At 46.5% G+C, this 22,971-nt stretch carries 23 protein-coding genes and 1 pseudogene; 8 read left to right on the forward strand and 16 right to left on the reverse strand.

The window, feature by feature from the left end; genetic code table 11:
* Positions 1-33: 33 nt before the first annotated feature.
* On the forward strand, positions 34-1,047 hold the full coding sequence (locus ACWXW9_RS03520; RefSeq protein WP_494928302.1) for a substrate-binding domain-containing protein: 1,014 nt from the start codon (positions 34-36) through the stop codon (positions 1,045-1,047).
* Between the two features lie 137 nt (positions 1,048-1,184).
* Here the strand turns inward: ACWXW9_RS03520 and ACWXW9_RS03525 are convergent, their stop codons facing one another.
* The 3 genes from ACWXW9_RS03525 to ACWXW9_RS03535 all read right to left on the reverse strand — a co-directional run bounded on the left by ACWXW9_RS03525 (position 1,185) and on the right by ACWXW9_RS03535 (position 2,293).
* Complete coding sequence (locus ACWXW9_RS03525) at positions 1,185-1,397, reverse strand: cold-shock protein (RefSeq protein ID WP_354450286.1); 213 nt, start codon at positions 1,395-1,397, stop codon at positions 1,185-1,187.
* A gap of 106 nt (positions 1,398-1,503) precedes the next feature.
* Complete coding sequence (locus ACWXW9_RS03530) at positions 1,504-1,704, reverse strand: cold-shock protein (RefSeq protein ID WP_044644292.1); 201 nt, start codon at positions 1,702-1,704, stop codon at positions 1,504-1,506.
* Between the two features lie 73 nt (positions 1,705-1,777).
* Positions 1,778-2,293, reverse strand: a complete 516-nt coding sequence (locus ACWXW9_RS03535; protein WP_025683910.1) for a DUF2179 domain-containing protein — start codon at positions 2,291-2,293, stop codon at positions 1,778-1,780.
* Positions 2,294-2,447: 154 nt separating this feature from the next.
* Between ACWXW9_RS03535 and ACWXW9_RS03540 the strand changes: the two genes are divergently transcribed.
* Both ACWXW9_RS03540 and ACWXW9_RS03545 read left to right on the forward strand, forming a co-directional pair.
* Positions 2,448-2,624 (forward strand): CsbD family protein, encoded by a 177-nt coding sequence (locus ACWXW9_RS03540; RefSeq protein ID WP_068939077.1) that lies wholly within the window; start codon positions 2,448-2,450, stop codon positions 2,622-2,624.
* Between the two features lie 270 nt (positions 2,625-2,894).
* On the forward strand, positions 2,895-3,938 hold the full coding sequence (locus ACWXW9_RS03545; RefSeq protein WP_494928303.1) for a stalk domain-containing protein: 1,044 nt from the start codon (positions 2,895-2,897) through the stop codon (positions 3,936-3,938).
* A gap of 163 nt (positions 3,939-4,101) precedes the next feature.
* On the opposite strand, the gene ACWXW9_RS03550 is transcribed toward ACWXW9_RS03545, so the two are convergent.
* The 5 genes from ACWXW9_RS03550 to ACWXW9_RS03570 all read right to left on the reverse strand — a co-directional run bounded on the left by ACWXW9_RS03550 (position 4,102) and on the right by ACWXW9_RS03570 (position 9,358).
* Complete coding sequence (locus tag ACWXW9_RS03550) at positions 4,102-4,896, reverse strand: stalk domain-containing protein (protein ID WP_494928304.1); 795 nt, start codon at positions 4,894-4,896, stop codon at positions 4,102-4,104.
* A gap of 59 nt (positions 4,897-4,955) precedes the next feature.
* Positions 4,956-6,080, reverse strand: a complete 1,125-nt coding sequence (locus tag ACWXW9_RS03555; RefSeq protein WP_494928305.1) for a hypothetical protein — start codon at positions 6,078-6,080, stop codon at positions 4,956-4,958.
* 211 nt (positions 6,081-6,291) lie between these two features.
* Positions 6,292-7,473, reverse strand: a complete 1,182-nt coding sequence (locus ACWXW9_RS03560) for an NAD(P)/FAD-dependent oxidoreductase (protein WP_149094272.1) — start codon at positions 7,471-7,473, stop codon at positions 6,292-6,294.
* 27 nt (positions 7,474-7,500) lie between these two features.
* Positions 7,501-7,932, reverse strand: coding sequence for a DUF1641 domain-containing protein (locus ACWXW9_RS03565; RefSeq protein ID WP_137060749.1), 432 nt, complete (start codon positions 7,930-7,932; stop codon positions 7,501-7,503).
* 616 nt (positions 7,933-8,548) lie between these two features.
* Positions 8,549-9,358 (reverse strand): HNH endonuclease, encoded by an 810-nt coding sequence (locus tag ACWXW9_RS03570; protein WP_494928306.1) that lies wholly within the window; start codon positions 9,356-9,358, stop codon positions 8,549-8,551.
* Positions 9,359-9,618: 260 nt separating this feature from the next.
* On the opposite strand from ACWXW9_RS03570, the gene ACWXW9_RS03575 reads away from it, so the two are divergent.
* A complete protein-coding gene (locus ACWXW9_RS03575) occupies positions 9,619-11,115 on the forward strand; it encodes an alpha-amylase (protein WP_494928513.1) in 1,497 nt (498 codons plus the stop codon).
* A gap of 77 nt (positions 11,116-11,192) precedes the next feature.
* On the opposite strand, the gene gpmA is transcribed toward ACWXW9_RS03575, so the two are convergent.
* The 5 genes from gpmA to ACWXW9_RS03600 form a co-directional block, all read right to left on the reverse strand.
* Entirely contained in the window at positions 11,193-11,942 is a 750-nt protein-coding gene (gpmA, locus tag ACWXW9_RS03580) for a 2,3-diphosphoglycerate-dependent phosphoglycerate mutase (RefSeq protein WP_494928307.1), read from the reverse strand.
* Positions 11,943-12,139: 197 nt separating this feature from the next.
* Entirely contained in the window at positions 12,140-12,880 is a 741-nt protein-coding gene (locus ACWXW9_RS03585; protein ID WP_494928308.1) for a Bax inhibitor-1/YccA family protein, read from the reverse strand.
* 149 nt (positions 12,881-13,029) lie between these two features.
* Positions 13,030-13,317, reverse strand: a complete 288-nt coding sequence (locus tag ACWXW9_RS03590; RefSeq protein WP_494928309.1) for a hypothetical protein — start codon at positions 13,315-13,317, stop codon at positions 13,030-13,032.
* 235 nt (positions 13,318-13,552) lie between these two features.
* On the reverse strand, positions 13,553-15,853 hold the full coding sequence (locus ACWXW9_RS03595; RefSeq protein ID WP_494928310.1) for a glycoside hydrolase family 2 protein: 2,301 nt from the start codon (positions 15,851-15,853) through the stop codon (positions 13,553-13,555).
* Positions 15,854-16,065: 212 nt separating this feature from the next.
* On the reverse strand, positions 16,066-17,130 hold the full coding sequence (locus ACWXW9_RS03600) for a LacI family DNA-binding transcriptional regulator (protein WP_494928311.1): 1,065 nt from the start codon (positions 17,128-17,130) through the stop codon (positions 16,066-16,068).
* A 177-nt stretch (positions 17,131-17,307) separates the two neighbouring features.
* On the opposite strand from ACWXW9_RS03600, the gene pepT reads away from it, so the two are divergent.
* Both pepT and ACWXW9_RS03610 read left to right on the forward strand, forming a co-directional pair.
* Positions 17,308-18,543, forward strand: coding sequence for a peptidase T (gene pepT / locus ACWXW9_RS03605; protein WP_494928312.1), 1,236 nt, complete (start codon positions 17,308-17,310; stop codon positions 18,541-18,543).
* A 197-nt stretch (positions 18,544-18,740) separates the two neighbouring features.
* Complete coding sequence (locus ACWXW9_RS03610; protein WP_494928313.1) at positions 18,741-19,577, forward strand: methyl-accepting chemotaxis protein; 837 nt, start codon at positions 18,741-18,743, stop codon at positions 19,575-19,577.
* 190 nt (positions 19,578-19,767) lie between these two features.
* Here ACWXW9_RS03610 and ACWXW9_RS03615 read toward each other — a convergent pair whose 3' ends face one another.
* Positions 19,768-20,643, reverse strand: a complete 876-nt coding sequence (locus ACWXW9_RS03615) for a DNA-binding protein (protein WP_494928314.1) — start codon at positions 20,641-20,643, stop codon at positions 19,768-19,770.
* Between the two features lie 432 nt (positions 20,644-21,075).
* On the opposite strand from ACWXW9_RS03615, the gene hxlA reads away from it, so the two are divergent.
* Together hxlA and hxlB are read left to right on the forward strand one after the other, a co-directional pair.
* Positions 21,076-21,711, forward strand: coding sequence for a 3-hexulose-6-phosphate synthase (gene hxlA / locus ACWXW9_RS03620; RefSeq protein WP_013312540.1), 636 nt, complete (start codon positions 21,076-21,078; stop codon positions 21,709-21,711).
* Between the two features lie 5 nt (positions 21,712-21,716).
* Positions 21,717-22,274, forward strand: coding sequence for a 6-phospho-3-hexuloisomerase (gene hxlB, locus ACWXW9_RS03625; protein WP_494928315.1), 558 nt, complete (start codon positions 21,717-21,719; stop codon positions 22,272-22,274).
* Between the two features lie 159 nt (positions 22,275-22,433).
* Here hxlB and ACWXW9_RS03630 read toward each other — a convergent pair whose 3' ends face one another.
* A complete protein-coding gene (locus ACWXW9_RS03630) occupies positions 22,434-22,796 on the reverse strand; it encodes a hypothetical protein (RefSeq protein WP_494928526.1) in 363 nt (120 codons plus the stop codon).
* A gap of 84 nt (positions 22,797-22,880) precedes the next feature.
* Positions 22,881-22,967 (reverse strand): annotated as a pseudogene (locus ACWXW9_RS03635) (copper amine oxidase N-terminal domain-containing protein); the annotation flags it as partial.
* Between the last annotated feature and the right edge of the window lie 4 nt (positions 22,968-22,971).

Genomic DNA, 22,971 nt, shown 5'->3' on the forward strand with positions numbered 1-22,971 from the left:
TGATCTTTTTTAAATTGGAAGGCGGAACAGGAAATGAAGAGCAACGTAACGATGCGGGACATTGCAGAAAAGCTGGGGGTTAGCAGCGTGACCGTGTCGAAGGCGCTCAATGACAAGGATGGAGTTAGCGATGAGCTAAAGGAGCGCATCAAGACGCTTGCGGGCGAAATGGGCTACCGTTTCAATACCGCTGCCAAGTCCATGAAGGAGGGCCTCACCTATAACATTGGTGTTGTCATTCCCGAGCGTTTTACCGGCCCCGGCCAATCGTTTTATCTGCACATCTATCAGCAAATTTCGCGGGAACTCGAGCATTACGGCTACTACGGCATTCTTCACATCCTCCATCGCGAGGACGAAGAACAGCTTAATCTGCCACGTATCTATTACGATCGCAAGGTGGATGGCTTCATTCTTCTGGGACAAGTGAGTAAGCCATATATTGAGCTAGTGCAGTCCATGGACCTGCCCAAAATGTTTCTTGATTTTTATGATGAGCATGCCGATATCGACTCCGTAGTAACCGATAATTTTTACGGAGCCTACGAGCTGACCAACTATTTGATCGCCCAGGGACACCGGGACATTGCATATGTGGGTAATCTCTACTCCACCAGTAGCATTCAGGACCGTTTCCTCGGCTACTATAAATCCTTGCTGGAGCACAGGCTGCCTCTGCGTAACGAGTGGGTACTCAGCGACCGGGACGACGAGGGTGTATACGTTGATATGGAGCTGCCTCAGCCACTGCCGACCGCCTTCGTATGCAACTGTGACCAGGTCGCGTACAACCTAGTGCAAAAGCTCATTGCTCTGGGATACCGCGTGCCTGAAGATTGCTCTGTTGTTGGCTTCGACAACGATGTATATGCCACCCTTATTGTTCCGCAGTTGACCACCGTCGGAGTGGACATTGAACAGATGGCCCGTACTGCCATCGAATCCATGATGAAAAAAATAAGCCATCCCGGCAGTCGTTTTGGCCGGGTCCTTGTACAAGGTCACATCGTGTATCGTGATTCCGTGCAGCGCATGGAGAGGCCGTGATCAAACGTATACCCCGTCTTCGGACAACGGCCTTGTATTCTTTTGCCATTCGACAACCAAAAGCCGCTCAGCATGTCGCTGGAGCGGCTTTTGATGTTCATAGATTCTACACACGTGGTCAACGTACTCGCCTTTACTCAGGAGCGTTGGGCCACAAAAGAATTGCCCGTTCGATTGAGAATCGGGAGCATCCGCGTTTCCTGTCCCATGGAGGCTTGGCAGAGCGGACAAACCGGTTCACTCAAAAAGGTGAAATCCGTTCGCATCCAGCCGTTGCAGCCCTCGCTGGTACACGACCAAATCGCCGTATCTTCCTCTGGGATAATCTCTGGAGCCTGGCGTCTGTACATCTACATTCCCCCCTCGGTTTTATGGGGTAATCCCCTACATTAGAAGGGAGCCCCGCCCAACGAAGCGACAAAGAGGCTCCTCTGATCCAGCTCGTCCTAACCCGTTTTAGCTGGTCTTGGTGACATGCTCCGCCTGCGGCCCGCGCTGGCTTTCCACCACGTTAAATTCGACATGTTGGCCTTCGTCCAGCGTCTTGAAGCCTTCGCCGTCGATTGCGCTGTAGTGGACAAAAATATCCTGGCCCTCTGTCTCGATAAAGCCGAAACCTTTATCTGCATTGAACCATTTCACTGTTCCTGTTGGCATATTGTTAAATCCCTCCTGTGCGGGTATTAATATGCTCCATCCTCTGAAAAATATGCGTATTTTTCCAAAATGTTTATTTGCGGATCGCCTTGGTCCAGAAGCCGCCATGAAACTGTTTCGGCTCCACTGTAATGACAAAGGCCTTGGGATCAATATCCAGAATGGATTGGTACAGCTTGTTCTGATTTTTCCGCTTAGCCAAAATTTCCATCACCAGCCGATCTCCATCCCGCCCACTGCCCAGCCAGGCTGTAACACCGTACCCTTTGTCACGCAGCGCATTAGCGATACCTCCGTTGACCTCATTGCTGATCACCTTGACGGTTACGTAGCCGAGCGCTATTTTTTCCTCAATCCATGCTCCAATGAGAATACCCAGCGCATAGCCGATGGCATAAACCGCGAGACTTGCCACCTGATCCAAATACTTAAGCACCATGTTCAGGCCCAGCACATAGATCGTAACTTCTACAGTACTTATGAGCGCAGCAACGTACTTCTGTCCTTTCAGCGTCAAAATCATACGCAGTGTATACGCAGACACGTAAATAATTTGGATAACAAAAATAAATAACAAAATTTTAAGCATACGCCCACTCCTCATTTCACGTTCTGATTTGGCCTGTATCCATCATTATACCCTTGTATGTCGCACAGCTTTCCGTTTCGCATCACCCTCGCTCGGGTAAAGACTAACTACAGCATGCTGAATGAAATTTCGATCACATAAGGAGGACTACAACATGAAGGATAACGGAATCAGCGATAAAATCAAAGGTAATGTTAACAAAGCCAAAGGTGAAATCAAGGATCAAATCGGGAATGCCACGGATAATAAATCCCTTCAAGCCGAAGGTAAGCTGGATAAGGCCAAAGGCCATCTTCAGGAAACAGCAGGCAAGCTGAAGGACGGCAAATAATTCGTGCTTTGGATATAAGCTTTGACGCAATATTTTCCCATCAAGCCTCGCTGTCTTCTGCAGCGGGCTTATTTTGTTTGACTTGTTTTGTTGGACGACTTTTCAAAAAACTTTTACGAAAACAGGGCAACTTTTACTGTTGCTGTTGCGTCTAACCAATATAAGCACATCTGCTAATATCCCTCCAAACGTGTTGGATTTTGTAGGCATTAATGTTACTCTAGTCTATGAACTAGGCTATAATTCTTAAATAAAGGGGTAGACCAACGAATGAAATCATTGAAATCTATGAAAAAGCCTGTCATTATCACTGCCGTATCCGCCTTGGCCATATCGGGGGCTCTTTTCAGCCAATCCACATATGCCGCGCAAGTGACTAAGCCGATCCAAGCAGTTTATAACAATATCAAAATCATCTACAACGGAACTGAGGTTCCTTATGATGCAAAAACAGAACCATTTATGCTGGATGGCGTGACTTATCTCCCGCTTCGTCTGGCAGGTACAGCTTTGGATAAAAAAGTAGATTGGGACGGTACCAACAAACGCGTAGTCATTGCTGACAAAGGCGTTCCGATTGATCAATCTACAGTTACAGCATTGAACAACCAGATTACGACGCTGACTCAGGAACTGAACACAGCGAAAGCAGCGAACACAACTAAAGACGCTACCATCGCTCAATTGCAAAAAGACAATCAGACGTTAAAAGATGATGCAAGCAAAAGCAGCTCTAGCTCCTTGAAGGATCTTCAAAAGGAACTGAACGATGATCACAGTGATGCCTATAGCACTAATTCTGATATCTCGCTCAGTGGCGACAAAAGCGATATTACGGTGACCATCGAAATGACAAAGACCAGATGGACAGACCTATCCGACAGCAGAAAAGAGAGCTACCTTGAAGACATCGTGGAAGATATTTTGAAAAAGTATAAAAATGCTGATATTGAGGGTACGGTTAGAAACTCCAGTAATAACGATAAATTGGCGAGCTTTACAACCAACAGCAGAGGCGATGTTACGATTAAAAAAATTGGTACATCTTTCGACGCAAGCACGATCCAACGTACATTGTTTGATAGATACAGCAACTACGCCGGGTACGGCTTTGATTTCAGCGTAAGAGGCGACAGCAGTAAAGCTACGGTGGATGTGTATGTAAATTCGGATGATTGGAATAAACTTTCGAACAATCAAAGAAGTACCCTGACAGATGGCATTATTGATCAGCTAAAAGATAGAGAATCCATTGACAGAGTGGAAGGGTACATCCGTAATAAAGGGAACAGTAGCCAAATCGCTACCTTCTAAGGATTGCTTGTTTGTTTACAACATATGGGGAAAGATCTTTTATAATTAGCTAATTTCCCTGTACGTTATTTACGAGCGCGATCAAAAAGAGACCGGATCCTTAAAGATCCGGTCTCTTTTTGCTTATATTCCCAGAGGTGACCCGCACAAATCACCATTCACTCTATTCAACAAGCCGTCCCACTGAAATAATATACTGCACTTTCTCACTCGATTTACCAAAGTCACGTTTTAGCGTCAGTTGTTCATCCCCAGTAAATTGAATGGTGCCCCCTGTTCCCGGTCTGGAGTAAGGATCCACAGTGTAAGTTTTCCCGTACATTATCAAAGGATGAATGTCCACTTGTTTCTTGGAAAACTTAAGACCTTTGTCATAGTTCGCATGAATCGTCAACTTACCAGCGCCGTTCCATTCATAACTGTGCAGATCAAAGGCTTCCTCATTCGTTACCTCCGCCAGATCCTGTCCCAAAAAGTTAAGAAGCACTTTACTTTTGTTAAAGCTTTTATGGTTCAACTTCAGTAGACCTCGCTGGGCATCCCATTCCATCTTGGCGCCTGTATCCTTGACAAGCATCGAGACAGGCAGAAACATAGCATTCTCTTTCATAACAGGTACGGTATCCATAGTTACAGACTCACCGTTAATACGGATGCTCTTTGATCCAATGGCCGCTGACACGCTTTGTCCCAATAAACCGATTGTTGCCGTTCTATCCGCTGGATTGTAAGCCACTTTCCCCCCCATCAAATCCTCAACAGCTTTGAGAGGAATTAACAACCTTCCTTTAGAATCAACAAATGGTGGTTCAGGTTGAGTATATAGAATGTAGAAATCGTTTATTTTAAGCTGGATAGGAATGGCCCCTTGTGATTGAGCAACTATACTCTCTGTATTCGGCCCAAAAAAAAGTAAAACAACTACAAAACATATTAAAAAATTAGTTTTAGTTTTCATACAATTCTCCTGTATGTGTAAGCAATAGTAATCACTCATTCGCAGAGGTCTTGAAATAACTATCTATTTCGATTCTTAATGGTGGCAGTTAGCCTTCGGTTATCTTGGTTGTCGAAGTACTGAACATAATAAGTAGGCCAATCAATGGTACCATGCCATTGTGCTCCATCCCACAAAGAATACTCTGAATAGTTTTCCCATGGATAATAATAATCTGAATTTGTTTTAGACACCACTAAATCCATAAATGCCCCATCTGATTGTCCATATATATTATTACCATTAAAATTATCTTTTGCGATTGATATTACTCTTTTGAGAGACATAGAAGATAAGTCCGACGAATTAAAAGGAGTTTGCATAACAATAACTTCACTATTTTCCATTGAAAGGTAAGAATCATAGGTATTTTTATCAATATAAAATTTAACATTTCTAACTGTTTGTCCACTTGGCCAAGTGCCTAAAGAATAATCAAATCCATTGCTGTTCCTGATGTAACCCTGCCACACTTTTCGCCCAGTCTGATAAGCAAATCCCCCCTCAATTACTTTTCCTCTTGGGGAATCAAAACCGAAATATATCCATGGTTGCTCTTCAACTCCCAAATTATAAACAAAAGGAACTTGTACTCTCCCATTCACGCCGTCAAACCCATTAAAATTTAATTGAATTCGTGAAAAGGCTCCTGAGGTGCCACCATTGACTTGCGAAGGAGTAGGATTGTTTTTACTTGCGACAGAAATATTATGGTTGTTAACCGTCTCATTCAGGAGACCCTCTACTTTATAAGTAGCATCCGTTACACTATCCTCTTTTGGTTCAACTTTATCGGCCATGCCTACATAACCTTTTTCTGAGCTGTATACTTCTCCATCGAGCGTAAGATATATGTATTCCGCTTTGTTAAGCTTCTCCAGATTTTGTTGTAGATCACTATTATTCTTACTCTTTAGTGATGTACTATCCGCTGTATTCAGCAGTTCAGCAATAGATGCTTTCGGATTAACAGCGATCTTGTGTTCTTGAAGCTCATGGACTATGGCCCGCTGTTTGAGATTTTCAAAAAATGAAGCGTCGTACGTGCTAGTTTTCGATTCCGCATAGGCGAGGCTTCCCGAAAGTGAGGAGCACATGAGAATGGTTGCCAATCCCATGCCTAAAAACTTTTTTTTCCTAAACATACACAAACCTCCTAGTTATTTTTCAAAACTAGCATACCTCCACAAATGTATATTTTCAACCACAATTTACAATTGGTTCCTAAATAAAGAACATATCTTTTTACACATCATGACATATAGAAGGTTGAATTACATATCAAAAAAAGATGCAACAAAAAGAGAGCGCAGAACAGCGCTCTCTTCCAATGAAGCATATAAAAAGTAAGAAATATTAATAGGCCAATGCAAAAAGTCCTTTAATGTGGGACAGGTAACGGATGTTACTGCCTTCCTTCATCAAAGTGGCTACAGCGCCTTTCAGTTGGGTGCCATTCGCACCCACAGTACCGATCGCGTCTGTTCTGCCCAAGCTGCCCAGCGTACCGGAGAATACTGGGTTAAAGTTTTCCATTTTCGCTCCGTTGAAGTAAGCAAAAATGTTATAACCAACGGTTTCGCCCATTTGCCAAGCCAACTGTGCAGTTGGAGGGTATGGACGCTCGCCTTCACCAGGGAACACCACTGCGCTGTCGCCAGCGAGGAAGATGTCTTCATGGGAAGTGGATTGCAGTGCACCGTTCACGGTTGCGCGGCCACGGTTCACTTCGATACCGGATGCGCCAACCAGTGCGTTGCCTTGTACGCCGCCTGTCCAGATCAGGGTGTTCGTTTGGATCGAACGTCCGTCTTTGAGCAGAACTTCGTCGGCTTTCATTTCTGTAATCGGAACACCGGCTACGATTTGAACGCCACGTTTTTCAAGGCTTGTTACTGCACGATCAACCAGTGCTTGAGGGAAGCCTGCCAAAATAGATGGTCCAGCTTCTACGCAATACAGGTTAATATCTTCGTAGTTAATGCCTTTTTCACGACAAACCGCAGGCAGCTTGTCAGCATATTCGCCCACCAGCTCGACACCAGTCAGACCGCCACCACCGATAACGATTGTAGCGTCCGCTTTGTTGCCGGATTGCTTGTAAGCATCCAGACGAGCTTCTACGTGTGCGCGAATGCGGTTTGCTTCTGCCACTGATTTCAGCGTGAAGCTGTGTTCTTGCAGACCCGGAATACCAAAGTAAGCCGTTTCGCTGCCCAGGGAAATAACGAGAGCATCATAGCTCAACGTAGCGCCACTGGCCAGAGTTACTTTTTTATCGTCCGGTTTGATTTCCGAAACAGTATCCACTTTCAGGATAATTTCTTTGTTACGCAGCAGTTTCTCCAAAGGAAGCGCAACAGCTTTCTCGGCAATTGTACCTGCCGCCAAACGGTGCAGCTCCGTAATAATTTGGTGCGACGCAAAGCGGTTTACCACTGTAATGGTTGCTTGGCTAGCGTCCAGATGCTGGCGTGCTGTCAGAGCGGCCAGCAAGCCGCCGTATCCGCCGCCCAAGATCAAAATTTGCTTCGACATGTCCATCCTCCGTTCTTGATCAGGTAATTATTTGCTCTCGCGTTGGCGCTCATTCAGAATATCCAGGAAAGCCTGGCTGAAACGCAGCGTTTTTTGTACATTCGGATCTTTAAGCATTTTGAGCAGGCCAAACAGACCTACACTGCCGTCTGTAGTTTGTACGCGGTCTCCTGCTTCAATGGCAGCAGAAGCCAAACCTTTAGCCGAATCTGTAACAGGCTTCACAAACTCTCCCATGGAGCTTTTCATATCGCCGATAAATACAGGGTCGGTTGCCAAACTACGGGCTACATCATAAGCGTCGGTCATCAAAGTAACCATCTCAGTCAACTTGGGCAGATTCTCAACCAGTACGGTCAGCGATTGCTGAACCTCCGGTTTCATCAATTGGTCCAATACATCCCGAGACTCTTTAGTAGCTTCTTGTGTTACAGCCACCTCTTGTTGGTTTTCAGACATGCGTGAACGTCCTCCTTTACTGTGAAAATAGAAGTCCATTCCTTTCTCGTTACCTGTATTCATAAACTCTAGCAATAAAACGTTCAATGAATTCACGCCCCCAGACATACAAGAAGCACAGCTAAAACCGGCCTATACCCAATGGGGCAAGACTGATTCATCGCAATCGCCAATTGTATATGTTCAGACGGTATTCTGTTGTTACTGCTGCGGAATATTCCACGAAGCGCTTCTCCGTGACAACAACAGGCCGAAACGGAACCCTATACCTCTATATTACACCTTTCACAACACAATCGTCGAAGAAATTTTAAATTTGCACAAATTTCTACAAAATTTTTATTGTTATTTTAGATAAAAATTAGAATAAGCTTAGATTTTGTCCAATTTTCCGCAAAAAAAGGGTCATATCATAGCATGCAAGGGTAATAGAGAGAGTGAATCTCATATCGCGATCACATGAAAATCACCACAAAACATATGTATACGGAGATTTGAAACGATGGCTAAAACATTTTCAGATAAGGCGGAACAACCGCATGGAAGGAATCCGGCTTTGAGGTCGAGCTGTACTCAAGACCGAGAAACCGACACCCTCAGAAGCGCCGCCCGGCTTTCATAGGGAGTCCTCAGGGGCATCGGAATCATCAGGAGAAGGCAACGGCACACCGGATTCGATGAATTCATCCAAATCGCGGGCTGCCTTGAATTGATTGCATTCGTTGCAAGCACATACACAATTGACGGGCGTCGTGTGTCCTCCTTTGGCACGGGGCAGCAAATGATCAATGGTATCGCCATAACCCCCGCAGAAAAAGCAGGTATAGCGATCACGCTTGAGCACGTATTGACGGAATTCCTTATTGCTGTAGAGTCTGCGGATGGTGTACGGATTAACAACCACTGCCATGCGCTCTCTGACCAGGGTAACCGCCAGATCAAATTCAATCTCCTGATGCCAACGTCTTCCCTGATCGGTTTTGCCCCTTAGCCGAATCATACCGTTACGGTTGAGCCGCAGAACCTTGGTATCCGCGGGCTTCATCCTGCTGAGCAAATGTCGAACGCGCTGCCGATGACGCTCACGGGCTTTATCCGTGACTGGCTTCCTGCGGGGCGGCTGAGGCTGCACATCAGGCTGTGCGGACGGCTCCATGCCTTGCACGGTTGCCTCATCCCCAGCGCCATGCGATGCCAGGGAAGCCGTGAGGGGCTTTCTTCCCTCGCCGGAAGGAGCGGACGCAGACGCACGTTCCTGCGCCGCTAGCCCCCGGCAGGAACGACAAGGACCACGCCGGGAATAAGGACCGGCCCGGCGACCGGTTCTGCGCTGAAATTCCGTTAAAGGCTTCAGCTCCTGACAATACGTACATTTTTTCATCAGCAGTTTACCCGCTTCGTTACTGATTGACTGCGATTCCGTCATGTCCGCCCCTCCTTTCCCCGTTGCTCACGTTTACTGAATACCTGAAACCCGAACTTTTGTTAAGTTAAATTCATTCTACCGTTTTCACGTCCCCTTTTCTAGCTATCGAATATATATACTCTCAAGGTATAACAAATTTTAATCATTTGGCATACGTTATACAGCGATCCCTGTTCTTCATTCGGCAGCTTATTAACCGCCTGACGTTTAGCCCCCCTTGCTTGGTGGGTAACTTGTTATATATGAAGGAGGGACGCATGATGAAAAGGAACCATACGATGATGCAGTTTTTCGAGTGGAACGTCGAGGCTGACGGCTCCCACTGGAAGAAACTTGCCCGCCTGGCACCGGAATTGAAGGCCAAAGGAATTGACGCGATATGGATTCCACCTGTCACCAAGGGCCAATCCCCCGAGGATACGGGATACGGCGTCTATGACCTTTACGATCTGGGTGAGTTTGATCAAAAAGGTGCGGTCCGCACCAAATACGGAACCAGGGAAGATCTGCTGGAGGCTATTGCTGCCTGCGTTCGCCACGGTGTGGCTGTCTATGTCGATCTGGTCATGAACCATAAAGCTGGCGCGGATGAAACAGAAGTATTCAAGGTCGTCGAGGTCAACCCGGATAACCGCAATGAGGTCATTTCCGAGCCGTTCGATATCGAAGGCTGGACTAAATTTACGTTCCCCGGCCGTCAGGGTCAGTATTCCACATTTCAATGGAATTTTGAGCATTTTAACGGAACCGATTATGATGCAAGTCAGGACCGAACAGGAATTTATCGTATTTTAGGCAAAAATAAAAGCTGGAGCGAGCATGTAGATGATGAATTCGGCAATTATGATTATTTGATGTTCGCCAATATTGACTATAATCATCAGGAAGTGCGCAAGGAAATGATCCGCTGGGGCAAATGGCTGGTGGATACCCTGCAATGCAACGGATTTCGTCTAGATGCGATCAAGCATATCAATCATGAATTTGTACGGGAGTTCGCTACGGAAATGATCAAAAAACGCGGACAGGACTTTTATATGGTAGGTGAGTTTTGGAAACCCGATCTGGAATCATGTCAAAAATTTCTGGATACCATTGATTATAAAATCGACCTGTTTGACGTATCCCTCCACTACAAACTACATAGCGCTTCCCTGGGTGGAAAGGATTTCGATTTAAGCACCCTTTTCGAGGATACGCTAGTCCAGACTCATCCCTTGAACTCCGTTACTTTTGTCGATAATCATGATTCCCAGCCCCATGAAGCTCTGGAATCGTGGGTAGAGGACTGGTTTAAGCCCAGCGCCTACGCGCTTATCTTGCTACGCAAGGACGGTTACCCCTGCGTATTCTACGGCGATTACTACGGCATTCAAGGGCAAACGCCCGTGAAAGGCAAACAGGCCGAGCTGGATCCGCTCCTGTACGCCCGCTATCATAAAGCCTATGGTGAGCAAAAGGATTATTTGGATGATCCCCATACGATTGGTTGGGTTCGTCAGGGCGTGCCTGAACTGGAAGGCTCCGGTTGCGCCGTGGTGGTCACCAACGCCGACAACGGAGAGAAGCGTATGTTCGTGGGAGAACACCGTGCAGGAGAGCAATGGACCGATTTGACGGGCCGCCACGATCATATCGTACAAATTGAAAAGGATGGTTACGGTATATTCCCGGTTCGTGCCGGCAGTGTATCCGTATGGGCGCTTCCCGCCGAGGATGACAGCCCGGAGGAAGCAGACGACGACGTGGACGCTTAATATATTACTTATTAACTTATACCCAGCACAAAGAGGACAGGATGCGAGGAAGCGCCCTGTCCTCTTTTTATCGAAAATCACTCCGTCACCTTGCTTTGGTTAGCCACAACCTGTTTTTTCGCCTCCACATGACTCGGATCACCAAGATAGAAGCGCCGAATGGGATCTATATGCTCGTCCAGCTCGTATACCAGCGGAATGCCTGTCGGAATATTCAAATCCAGCAGTGCGGTTTCGTCCAGATTCTCCATGTACTTGATCAATGCCCGCAGGGTGTTGCCATGCGCGGAAATAATGACCCGTTCCTTTTTTTGCACCAAGGGCACAATCCGCTGCTTCCAAAACTCACCGACCCGATGCACGGTATCTTCCAAACTTTCCCCAAGCGGCAACTCTTCCGGCTTAATGTTGCGGTATCGTTCCTCCCTGCGAGGACTGCGTTCATCCTGTTCATCCAACATAGGAGGCCGCACCGTCAGGCTGCGCCGCCAGATATGAACCTGTTCCTCACCGTATTGGACAGCGGAATCCAGCTTGCTAAGCCCCTGAAGAGCACCATAATGGCGTTCGTTTAGTTTCCACGACTTCTGCACGGGTATCCACAAATGATCCAGCTCGTCCAAAATGTGATACAGCGTACGAATGGATCGTTTCAGCACCGAAGCGAACGCCAGATCAAACGTATACCCGTTCTCCTTGAGAATACGCCCTGCCTCTATGGCTTCATGGGTTCCCTGCTCGGTCAGGTCCACATCCGTCCAGCCTGTAAACAGGTTTTGACGGTTATACACGCTTTCTCCATGCCTCACCAGCACTACTTGATACATAGAAGACCCCACTCCTTTCCCGTTTATCGTTATGTTTATGTTTTACCTAACTTCTATGTATTTAACGTAAAATAAAGTTTTTAAACAGGTTCTTCTTCATTCATATACAAAAAAGGACGGCATTAGCCGTCCCAATCTTCGTACCCTGCACATATCTGCACAGGAAAGACTACATAATATAGGTTAATCGCAGGCCCCTAGTCCTTTTTGCTGAACTTGGACAACAGCTCCAAAATCCGTACATACAGCCATACTAAAGTCACCAGTAATCCAAAAGCACCATACCACTCCATATATTTCGGTGCGCCCTGATCCGCTTGCTCTTCAATGAAATTAAAATCCAGCAGCAGATTCAAAGCCGCAATCACAACGATAAACAGACTAATACCGATTCCAAGCCAGCCTGTCTCATGAATATAAGGAACGTTCATCCCGAAAAAGTTCAAAACGAAGTCGACCAGCGTCACCAGAACAATCGCCAACGTACATAAAACAACGAAGGAGATAAAGCCTCGGGTAACCTTAATGATTCGCTGTGTATACATAAAGAGCATCAGAAACAAAATGCCCACCGTTAGCAAAATCGCATTCGCCACGATACCGGGATAGTCATATTCCATGAAAGCTGAAATCCCGCCTAAAGCAAAACCGCTCAGAATTGCATACACAGGCGAAAGTAATGGAGCCGTTTTTGGAAAAAAGGATATCGCAAGGGCTACGCCAGCCATGCCAATAAAGCCTGCCGTCAGCAAGGATAGCACCTCTACGGTTCCTTGGTAGGTCATGTACCAGGTAATACTGCCAGAGACGATGAGCAAAACCAGCAGAAGCAACGTTTTGTTCACCGTTCCTCCGATGGTCATGCGTTGTTCGCTAGCTTCTCTTTCATCTTCGCGCACGAAGATATCATCACGTAAAACCGGATTGCTAAAGCTCATAAAGGGGATGCTCCTTTTCGATGTGTTATTTGCTATGCCATATGTATATATCGGCACAACCTGAAAAAAGTTTCAGAAAATTTTCAAAGCAAAAAAAACTCTAGCTCACCTTACGGCAAACTAGAGTTAGAGGATCAGGTCGTTACAGCTTAAAAATTAGCCGTCGCAATCTGGATCGTACCAAATGTGGCGCCGGCTGCAGTAGTCAACAGACCAGCTACCAGCAATAAGGCAACTTCCAGCGTAAGGCTAGTAAATGCAGGGATAACATAAGTGATCACGGGTGCGTTGACACGAGTAACGACAAGATCGATCGGAGCCGGACCGTTATTATTAACGGTAATTGTAGCATTCGCGCCACCGTTCAAGTTTTCAAAGTATGACTTACCGATACCAGCCGCAATCGTGAAGTTTTGTTGAGGTAATAGAATCGCCATAGGATTCACCCCCCTTGTGCTTGATAGTGTATTCTATGCTTCCAATCTATGAACGCAACGTCAATTGACTCAGCCATAAGACACAAATTAACAGATTCATAGATTAAATTCCCTATCACAAGGCAAAAAGAGACTGCTCCCCCAGATCCTTTGCAGAACCTAACGGAACAGCCCCTTATCGACATGCGAAAATATTACTCACAATCTTTGTTGTTTGAAAATATATCGTCCATCCTTACTGCACACGAATACTTACTTCCTGCGGGTCAAAACGGGATGGCGCGGAAACCTTCACCCGGATATTACCCGCCTCTCCCTTTGTACGAACCCAGAATGCAATGCGTCCACCAATCAGGGATAAGGTTGAAGGACCGATCAAATCACCCGCTCCCTCGACCTCCACGGAAACCGGATCAGCATAGAAAGGCAGGACATTCCCGTATTCGTCCAGAGCATCCACCACAACTCTCGTCACGTCCCAATCGCCTGCCTCTAGCGCTGTATCATCGGCAGCTACACGCAGTTCCGTCGGCACCGGATTACGAGAGTAGCGTCTGCGAATCACTTCTTGACCGTCCACGTACCCGATGAACACGGCATCTTCCCACTTCATGCCCCAGTGACCTGTCAATTCGTCGATGATGACTGGAGGATGCGGAAGCGCCGGATACTTCTCCTGGTTTGGACGATAGACGCCCTTGCGCTCGTCACCATAAATGAATTCCACCTCATCACAATTGGTGAACACAACCAGCGGCACAACGCCCCCGATGTTCCGTTCGCCACGTGACCAGTAAGTGACTGGCTCCAAAATGATTTCCTGCTCGACCCGCTTCTGACTGCGATACACGTTCGCTGCGAATTTGGGCAAGCGGAACATATCCATGACACCGTGGTAGCAGATTTTATCGCCAGAGCCAAAATCCGCGTGTGTATTATAGTCAAAAGCGCACCAGCCGATCGCCCCGGCAATGCCTTCATCGGCATAGGAAGCATTCTGCACCCGCGTATGGCGCAGCGCATGCTCCATCACCCGTTCCTCCTGATCAAAGCGCTTGGTCGGGTACATATGCCCGTTATATTCCGTCACCAGATAAGGGACCGGATGATCCAGCTTGGTGACGATGGACGGCTCGCGCAGACCTGTCGTTTCGCCATCTACACCTTCTGTATCGTTATACGTATCGAAATTGCGGATTTCCTTCACCAAATATTTTTGATGCCCACCGTCATGAACGAAATCATTCATCGTATACACATCTTCCAGCAGTTCGCTGCCTACAATATAGCGCACCCCACCAGTCGCACGAGTCGGATCAAGCTTGCGTGCAAGCTCATTGGTACGTGCGTACAGCTCATGATCATCCTGCGATTCATTAATCCGCACGCCCCAGATCACAATAGACGGATGATTACGATCACGGATAATCATGTCCTCCACATCCCTGACCGCCTGCTCCTTCCACGCTTCGCCGCCAATATGCTGCCAGCCCGGAATTTCCTCAAAAACGAGCAATCCGATCTCATCGCAACGGTCCAGAAAATGGCGGGACTGCGGGTAATGTGATGTCCGGACCATATTCAGGCCCAATTCCTCTTTGAGTACATCCGCATCACGGCGCTGCGCTCTTTTGGGCATCGCATACCCGACGTACGGGTAGGACTGGTGGCGATTCAAGCCCAGTAGCTTGAGCTTCCGCCCGTTCAGGTAAAACCCGTCCGGCTGAATGTGCGCTTCGGCTTCGCGGAAGCCGAAGCGCACATTCAGCCGATCCAGCTCTTCACCATTCCGCAGCAGTGTCAGCTCTGCTTCATACAGCTTGGGATCATCTATATCCCAAAGCTGTAGGCCGTTTAGCTCTTTCAGTTCCAGTGTGACTTCCGCTGACTTCACTTCTGTCGGCCGGATTTCGGCCTTCACACTCGCTCCGTCCAGCAATCGCAAGGCGACCGTTAAGTCGTCCTCCTGATCGCCAACGCCCTCCAGCTCCGCGACCACGCGTACCGCCTTGCTTGCCGCAAGTGGCTCCGGTGTCTGGACGAATACCGTGCCGAGATGCACAGGCTCGACAACTCGCAGTTGCACCTCACGGTAAATACCGCCATAGGTCAGATAGTCAATGACTGCCCCAAAAGGAGGAATGTCGTCCCGCTCCGTGGAATCGACGATGACTGTCAGTACATTGGAGCCGCCGTATTCGGCAAGTCCGGTCAATTCAATACTGAACGATGTGTAGCCTCCCTTATGCTCCCCCGCTTTTACCCCGTTCAGATATACCTGCGCGTAAGTCATGACCCCTTCAAAATCGACGTACACCCGTTTCCCCTTGGTATCTGCCGGAATGTTCAGCTCCCTTTTATACATGGAAACAAACTGGAACGCCTTGTCGTCAAAATAGTTATACGGCAGCTCTACATTGGTGTGTGGCAGCAGAATAGGCTCATACCGACTCGCATCAATTCCTGCGCTTATTTCACTCTCAACATACTGAGGACGGTAAAACCACTGGTCATTCAACGGCAAAATGGTACGCATGGACAGTCACCTCAACCTTTTATTTTTTACTCTTTTACCATAGTAAAATATTTAAGTAAAAATAACGAGTAAAACTTAGTAAAATAAATATATTTTTAATGTAAGCATTTACAAAACATTTGTCAATTCCGTTTTTTTCTTTTGCCCATACAAAAAAACAGCCCCGGCATCCGGAGCTGTGAAGATCATGAAATACACAATAGAGCACATTTCTATATCGAAGCCGTAAACGGCGACGCACTGCTGTTACGAATCATCAGCTCAGTCGGAATGGTGACCTTGCGACCCACCTCGTTCGGACCATTGCGCACCGTATGCAGCAAAAGCTGAACGCCCGTTTCTCCCATCAATTCAGTATACGTCTTGACCGTCGTCAGCGACGGTGTCAAATATTCCGCTGTCGGAATATCATTGAAGCCGACGATTGAAATACGTTCAGGGACAGCAATTTGGTGCTGCTCCAGCGCCTTTAATACACCAATCGCCACCGAATCGCTCGCAACAAAGAAGGCTGTAGGCAGGTTCTCTGGCCCCGCCAGAATGGCCGCTTCCATTGCACGAAAGCCGTCTGCCGCCGTCCCGCCGCACACATGAACGTCGTTCGATGAGCATAGCGCATGTTGCCTTTTATACCGTAAAAAGGTCTCATAGCGGGCATCCAGCTCCGCCTGGTCGGAATGATGAGCCTCCTCATCCTTTCCCATGCCCACATATCCGATGTGACGGTGGCCTGCGTCCAGCAAATAATCCAGCGCGTCCGCCGTAGCACGAGCGAGGTCAATGACGACATAGTCCGCCCCTGTACGCTCTACCGAGTGATCCAGAAAAACACAAGGAACAGGAAGCTCCAGCATACGCTCCACTTCCTTGCTGCTAAAGTGCCCGAGAACGATCAGCCCGTGCAACCCTTCGGACAGTGTCTTTAGTGCGGACAGGTCTTCCCCTCGAAAAATGCGCTCCAGATGCGCCCCGCTTTGGCGGCATTCCTTTTCCACCCCGAACCGGATGGACAAATAATACGGGTCCTCCAGTTCTTCATACGCGCTAAACCAACGCACCATACCGAGCCGAATCGGCCCCTCAGCCTTTTTACGGGGCTGACGCCCGATACCGCCGTTTTTACGTTTGGCTGTCGTATATTTCATACGCTCGGCAACCTCGAAAATTTTACGCCGTGTTTCCTCCGAAACGGACAGTGTTTCATCATAATTTAACACTCGGGAAACTGTCGATATGGAAACTTCCGCCTCCTGAGCAATATCTTTTAACGTAGGCATTGCAGACTCCTTTGATGGTTTTACTCTATTTTTACGTTCTTTTACTGTTATCTTACTCGTCGTCTCTGTGCAACACAAGCTGTCGTTTTAGAAGGTAAAGCCAAATTTTTCATATAACAAGTCCAATCATGATAAAATATGTAGCATATCAGAAATGACCACAAGGAGGATATACGCATGAAACAGGAACTGATTGAACGCCTGACCACTTATGTTCAGGTGGATACCCAATCCGATGAAAGCAGTAACACTTGCCCGACCACACCCGGACAGCTCACACTGGGCAAACTACTGGTCAACGAACTGAAAGCCATTGGTATGACGGACATAACGATGGATGACAACGGTTATGTCATGGCAACCCTTCCTTCCAATACGGATAAAGAAGTTCCGGTTATCGGCTTTTTGGCCCATCTCGATACCGCTACTGAAATGACCGGCGCAGGGGTAAAGCCCCAACTGACGGAAAACTATGATGGGGGCGACATCACGCTGAATGCATCGCTGGGTGTGAACCTCTCTCCGCGCGAGTTCCCCGAGCTGCCTCAATATAAAGGTCATACCCTGATCACGACGGACGGTACCACATTGCTTGGTGCAGATAACAAAGCCGGGATCGCAGAAATCATGACAGCCATACATTATCTGCTGGATCACCCGGAAATCCCGCATGGCAAGATTCGCGTCGCTTTTACACCGGACGAGGAGATTGGAAGAGGACCGGAACGGTTTGATGTAGCTGCTTTTGGTGCTGAATATGCGTATACAGTCGATGGCGGACCGCTCGGAGAACTGGAATATGAAAGCTTCAACGCCGCAGCCGCCCATATTACTATTCATGGCGTTAATGTCCATCCAGGTACAGCCAAAAACAAAATGGTTAACGCCGTCAAAATTGCCATGGAGCTAAACGGACGATTGCCGGCGAATGAAGCTCCGGAATACACGGACGGATACGATGGCTTTTATCATTTGCTGGAATTTGAGGGTACGGTAGAACAAGCCAAACTGTACTATATCATCCGTGATTTTGATCGTGAAAGCTTTGAAAACCGGAAGGCTTACTTAACGAACGTGGTGAAAGAACTGCAAGCCGAATATGGGGAAAACCGTATCGTTCTGGAGCTGAGAGATCAGTATTACAACATGAAGGAAAAAATTGAGCCCGTCAAACACATCGTGGATGTTGCCCATGAAGCGATGACAAAGCTGGGCATTGATCCGATTATCAAGCCAATTCGCGGTGGTACAGATGGTTCACAGTTGTCCTATATGGGACTGCCTACACCGAATATTTTTACAGGTGGGGAGAACTATCACGGCAAGTTCGAGTATGTGTCTGTAGACAACATGGTGCTTGCAACCAAGGTCATTGTCGAAATCGTACAATTATTCGAACAGCGCGGCGAGTAAATCCGAATACAAGAAGCTTTTGCATCATTATAAAACGAAAAGGCATATCGTTTCCTGACTGGAAGCGGCGTGCCTTTTTTCTGAAACTCTCATACCCGTTGAATTTTTCATTCATTTATAACTTTTATCCCTCCGTAGACCGACAAATATATGTGACTATAAAAAATACACCTAGTAAAGAAAGGTAGGTTATCTATTTGAATACAGTAGATGCATTAATTGCAGCCATTCCCTACATACAACAGATTATGCGTGAGAAAATGACTCTTTGCCTCTTCGACCAGACTCATGTTCTGGCTTATACCCAATCCGAAGGCATGGACCTCGGCTTTGAAACCGGCTCGGAACTGCTGGAGGACTATAAAAATTTTGCCATGCTTAAAAATGGGCGTGAGCCCAGCCTGACCCACATTCCTGCCGAAATTCTGGGATTCCCTCTTGATGTGGTCAGTATTCCTGTGTTTGACGAAAAGGGTGAAGTTATTGCAGCGTTTGCCGCTTCCTATAACCTGACCAACAAAAATCAGTTGAATCAAATCGTATCCGAGAACCGCTCCATCACCGAGCAACTCATTGATATGGTACAGCATGTAGCAGCACATTCCGAAGAGCTTCAGGCTACCAGTGAACAGATTTTGAGAAACACCCAAATTGCCGTGCAAAACTCAGGAAAAATCAATCAAGTTGCTGTATTTATCAAGGAAATTTCCGAGCAAACCAACCTGCTCGGACTGAATGCCGCTATTGAAGCCGCACGTGTGGGGGAAGCGGGAGCAGGCTTTGGCATCGTGGCTCAAGAGGTGCGTAAGCTATCCGTAGAATCCAAAAAAGCGACGGTTGATATCGAAGGAGCTCTCAAGGATGTACAAAACTCCATTCGTCAGATGGAGCAGGAAATTGAGCAAATCGTTTCCTCCTCTCAGGAGCAAGCGACTCTCGTAAGCTCTTTTACCGAAGTGATGGAGCGTATGCAACAAGCGAGTGAAACGATGCAGCAGTTAGCGAATAACCTCACTTCATATATTGTGGAATAAACATAACTCCGTACGAAAAAAGAGAGCACACTTATCGCCAAAAGCGTTAAAGTGTGCTCCTTTTATTTACAAAATCCCTGCCGGGACCTATCATTCAAACCGAGTTTAAACAGTAACTTAGAAAACACCATGATTGGAAGGATTCACGGGTTCTAGCTCATCCAGTACAGTTCCCGAAGGAATCACAATACTAAGAAACACCAAGACCATAGTTACCGAGATTAAAGCCTTTTTCATTATGAAGCCCCCTTAATAAAATGGTTTGATATTGCTCTTGCTGTGACGGTGTTGCCAAATCTCGATAAGCCTCAAACAGAGCGACCAGTGTCCTGAAATCGGCATCTGTTTCTACACTAACAGAGGATTGAAGAGAAACAAGGACATAATTTAACGCAACGGTGTACTGCTCCTGTTTGAAATAATAAATGGCTAATTGGTTAACCAGCTTTAAATAATATACGCGGTTTCCTCTATCTTCATAACCTGCAAATATCTCAATATCGCGGGCAAAATCATTCAACAGATCGTCAATGTTCCAATTATTCAAATTAGCTGCTTCGGTAATACCGACCAATCCCGGAAGCAGTTCCTCATCATTGGCGTGAAGAAATTGAATATATTCGGGCAGAAGCTCCCGTTTTCCCGAAAGCAATTCTATCGTAAACAGGTTGGCTTTGGCGAGAAAGCGAAATCTTTCTACTTCTTCAAGACCGCTCTCATCCAGTCCCATAAACCAGCCCATCTCGCTATACTTCATAATATAATCTCTGGCTTCATCATACTTGCCTTTATTCTGATAATAAATAGATTTCGCCAGATAGCTGTATGCATAATAAAATACCAACGGATGTTTGGTATTCAATGTCTCGTGCTTGCCGTCCGCAGCATTTTTCAGTTGGGTGTGATACAGGCTTTCAGCTAAAGCATGCAAATAGTCTGCAACTTTGTTCGCTTCGTCCCAATCGTTATGTGTGTAGCTGATTCTAAACAACTCACAAGCCTTGTCGAGTTCGTGGCTGTCCGACAACAAATAAATAGCTTCCCTTTGGTTCAGGACCTCTTCCACTAAAACCCGCCTCCCTATCCTGAAAATGACGTTTACCCATGTATTCTCATCAGGAGCATCCGCGTTGTCGTTCCTCTCGCATACCAGTATATTACAAATATAGACAAAACCTAACTTGAAGTCAATTCAATCATAGATATGCAATTTCTTTTGCAACCTGACATTACCGTGTATGGTTTATAGCCGATGAATAAATGACTCATTCGATAGAAATAATCCATAACAAAGACGCGAATCAGGCCCTCCAAGGGAGGCCAAAGAGAAGCCATAGTATCCTCAAGGTAACTACGTTACGAATTAGTGCGTACTTTTCAATCGGATACCGGGGGCTTACAATCAAACCTGTGCATGAAACCAAAGTATTCGCAGCACTCAACAGAGTATGTACCTGTTCATCAAATACAAATTCACTAAAGGAGTGAAGTTAATAACATGGAACTTCAATTGGCTTTAGACTTAGTAGATATCCCGCAAGGGATTGCATTGGTAAAAGAAGTAGAATCGTATATTGATATCGTAGAAATCGGTACACCGATTGTCATTAACGAAGGACTACATGCGGTAAAAGCAATGAAAGAAGCATTTCCGAATTTGAAAGTGCTGGCTGACCTGAAAGTTATGGATGCAGGCGGTTACGAAGTACTGAAAGCTTCCGAAGCTGGCGCAGATATCGTTACGATTCTGGCTGTAGCTGAAGATGCAACGATCAAGGGTGCGGTAGAAGAAGCAAAAAAACAAGGCGGCAAAAAAATCCTGGTGGATATGATCGGTGTTAAAAACCTGGAGCAACGCGCTAAGGAAATCGACGCCCTCGGCGTAGACTACATCTGCGTGCATACAGGCTACGATCTGCAAGCTGAAGGACAAAGCCCGTTCGAAGCACTGCAAACCGTTAAAAAAGTCGTGAAAAACTCCAAAACAGCCGTTGCTGGCGGCATTAAGCTGAGCACTCTGGCTGAGGTCGTTAAGGCTCAACCGGATCTGGTTATTGTCGGCGGCGGGATCACTGGCGAGGATGACAAAAAAGCCGTTGCTTCCCAAATGCAACAGCTCATTAAACAAGGTTAATTCCAATGGAAACCTCTCAATATTTATCCGAGGTGCTCAAGGAGCTGCAATTGGTTCCACAGCTCATCAGTGATGTAGAATCGGAACAACTGATCCAGTCCATTGCCTCCGCGAATAAAGTGTTCGTGGCAGGTGCAGGACGTTCAGGTTTCATGATCCGTTCGCTGGCGATGCGGCTAATGCATATGGGTGTTCAGGCTTACGTGGTCGGGGAAACGGTAACCCCCGGCTTGAGCGAAGGCGACTTGCTGATTATCGGTTCAGGCTCTGGTGAAACCAAAAGTCTGACCTCGATGGCAGAAAAGGCGAAGAAGCTTGGTGCTTCTCTGGCGCTTCTGACCACTTCCCCTGGATCGACCATCGGCAAGCTGGCTGATATGATCGTCAAGCTTCCCGGCGCACCCAAGGACCCGTCCAACAAGGATTACCAAACCATTCAGCCCATGGGCTCACTATTTGAGCAAACCTTACTGTTGTATGGCGATGCGTTGGTACTCAGAACAATGGAGCTACGCAGACTGACCTCTGAATCTATGTTTGGTCAACATGCTAATCTGGAGTAAGTCTTATTGCTTTTTGATATTTTGAATTTGCAATACACAAAAACTAAAAATTAAAAAGTACAGCTGATCCAAATTTCTTTTCGGATCAGCTGTACTTTTACCCATTATATAGACCATGGACCTTCAGCAAGAAAAACAATATCGTCTGGGTATAACAGTTTACCACTTTAGAGTTCTTCCTTTAAAAAGGATATACTCCAGTTCACCTTTAATGATTTTTTTGTTTTCTATCGTGCCTGGATATGGCATGTCCAGGCTACGTGTAACGATTTCATCCTTATCTATACTTGGCCGTTTACGATTTCTATTTTCTGTTGTCGTACTATTATTAAAGATAAAAGTGGTATTTAAATCTTCAATACCCTCATCAAGTTTCTTCCCGGTTATATTCTTAGCTGTGATAGTTAGATGAATCTTTTCCCTCCCCATGGTCAATTTGTACGATAACAAATTGAAAGCATTCTCATTGTCTACCGGTACTCTATCCAAATCTTCAACATTCTCCATCATAGGTGTCTTCATTAATTCCTTCCCTGAGAGGGAGTACAGTTTATTTTGTTGATCCCATTCCTGATGTATATTTAGTTGCGTCGTAAGTATCCCTAAAGGAACAAATATCGAATCTTTGTAAAGAACCGGGACGGTATCCATCACGGACGTGTTTGAATCGGTAACAATCTCAGTTGAGTCCATTTTA

This window comes from Paenibacillus sp. LT-B23, from assembly GCF_059417685.1.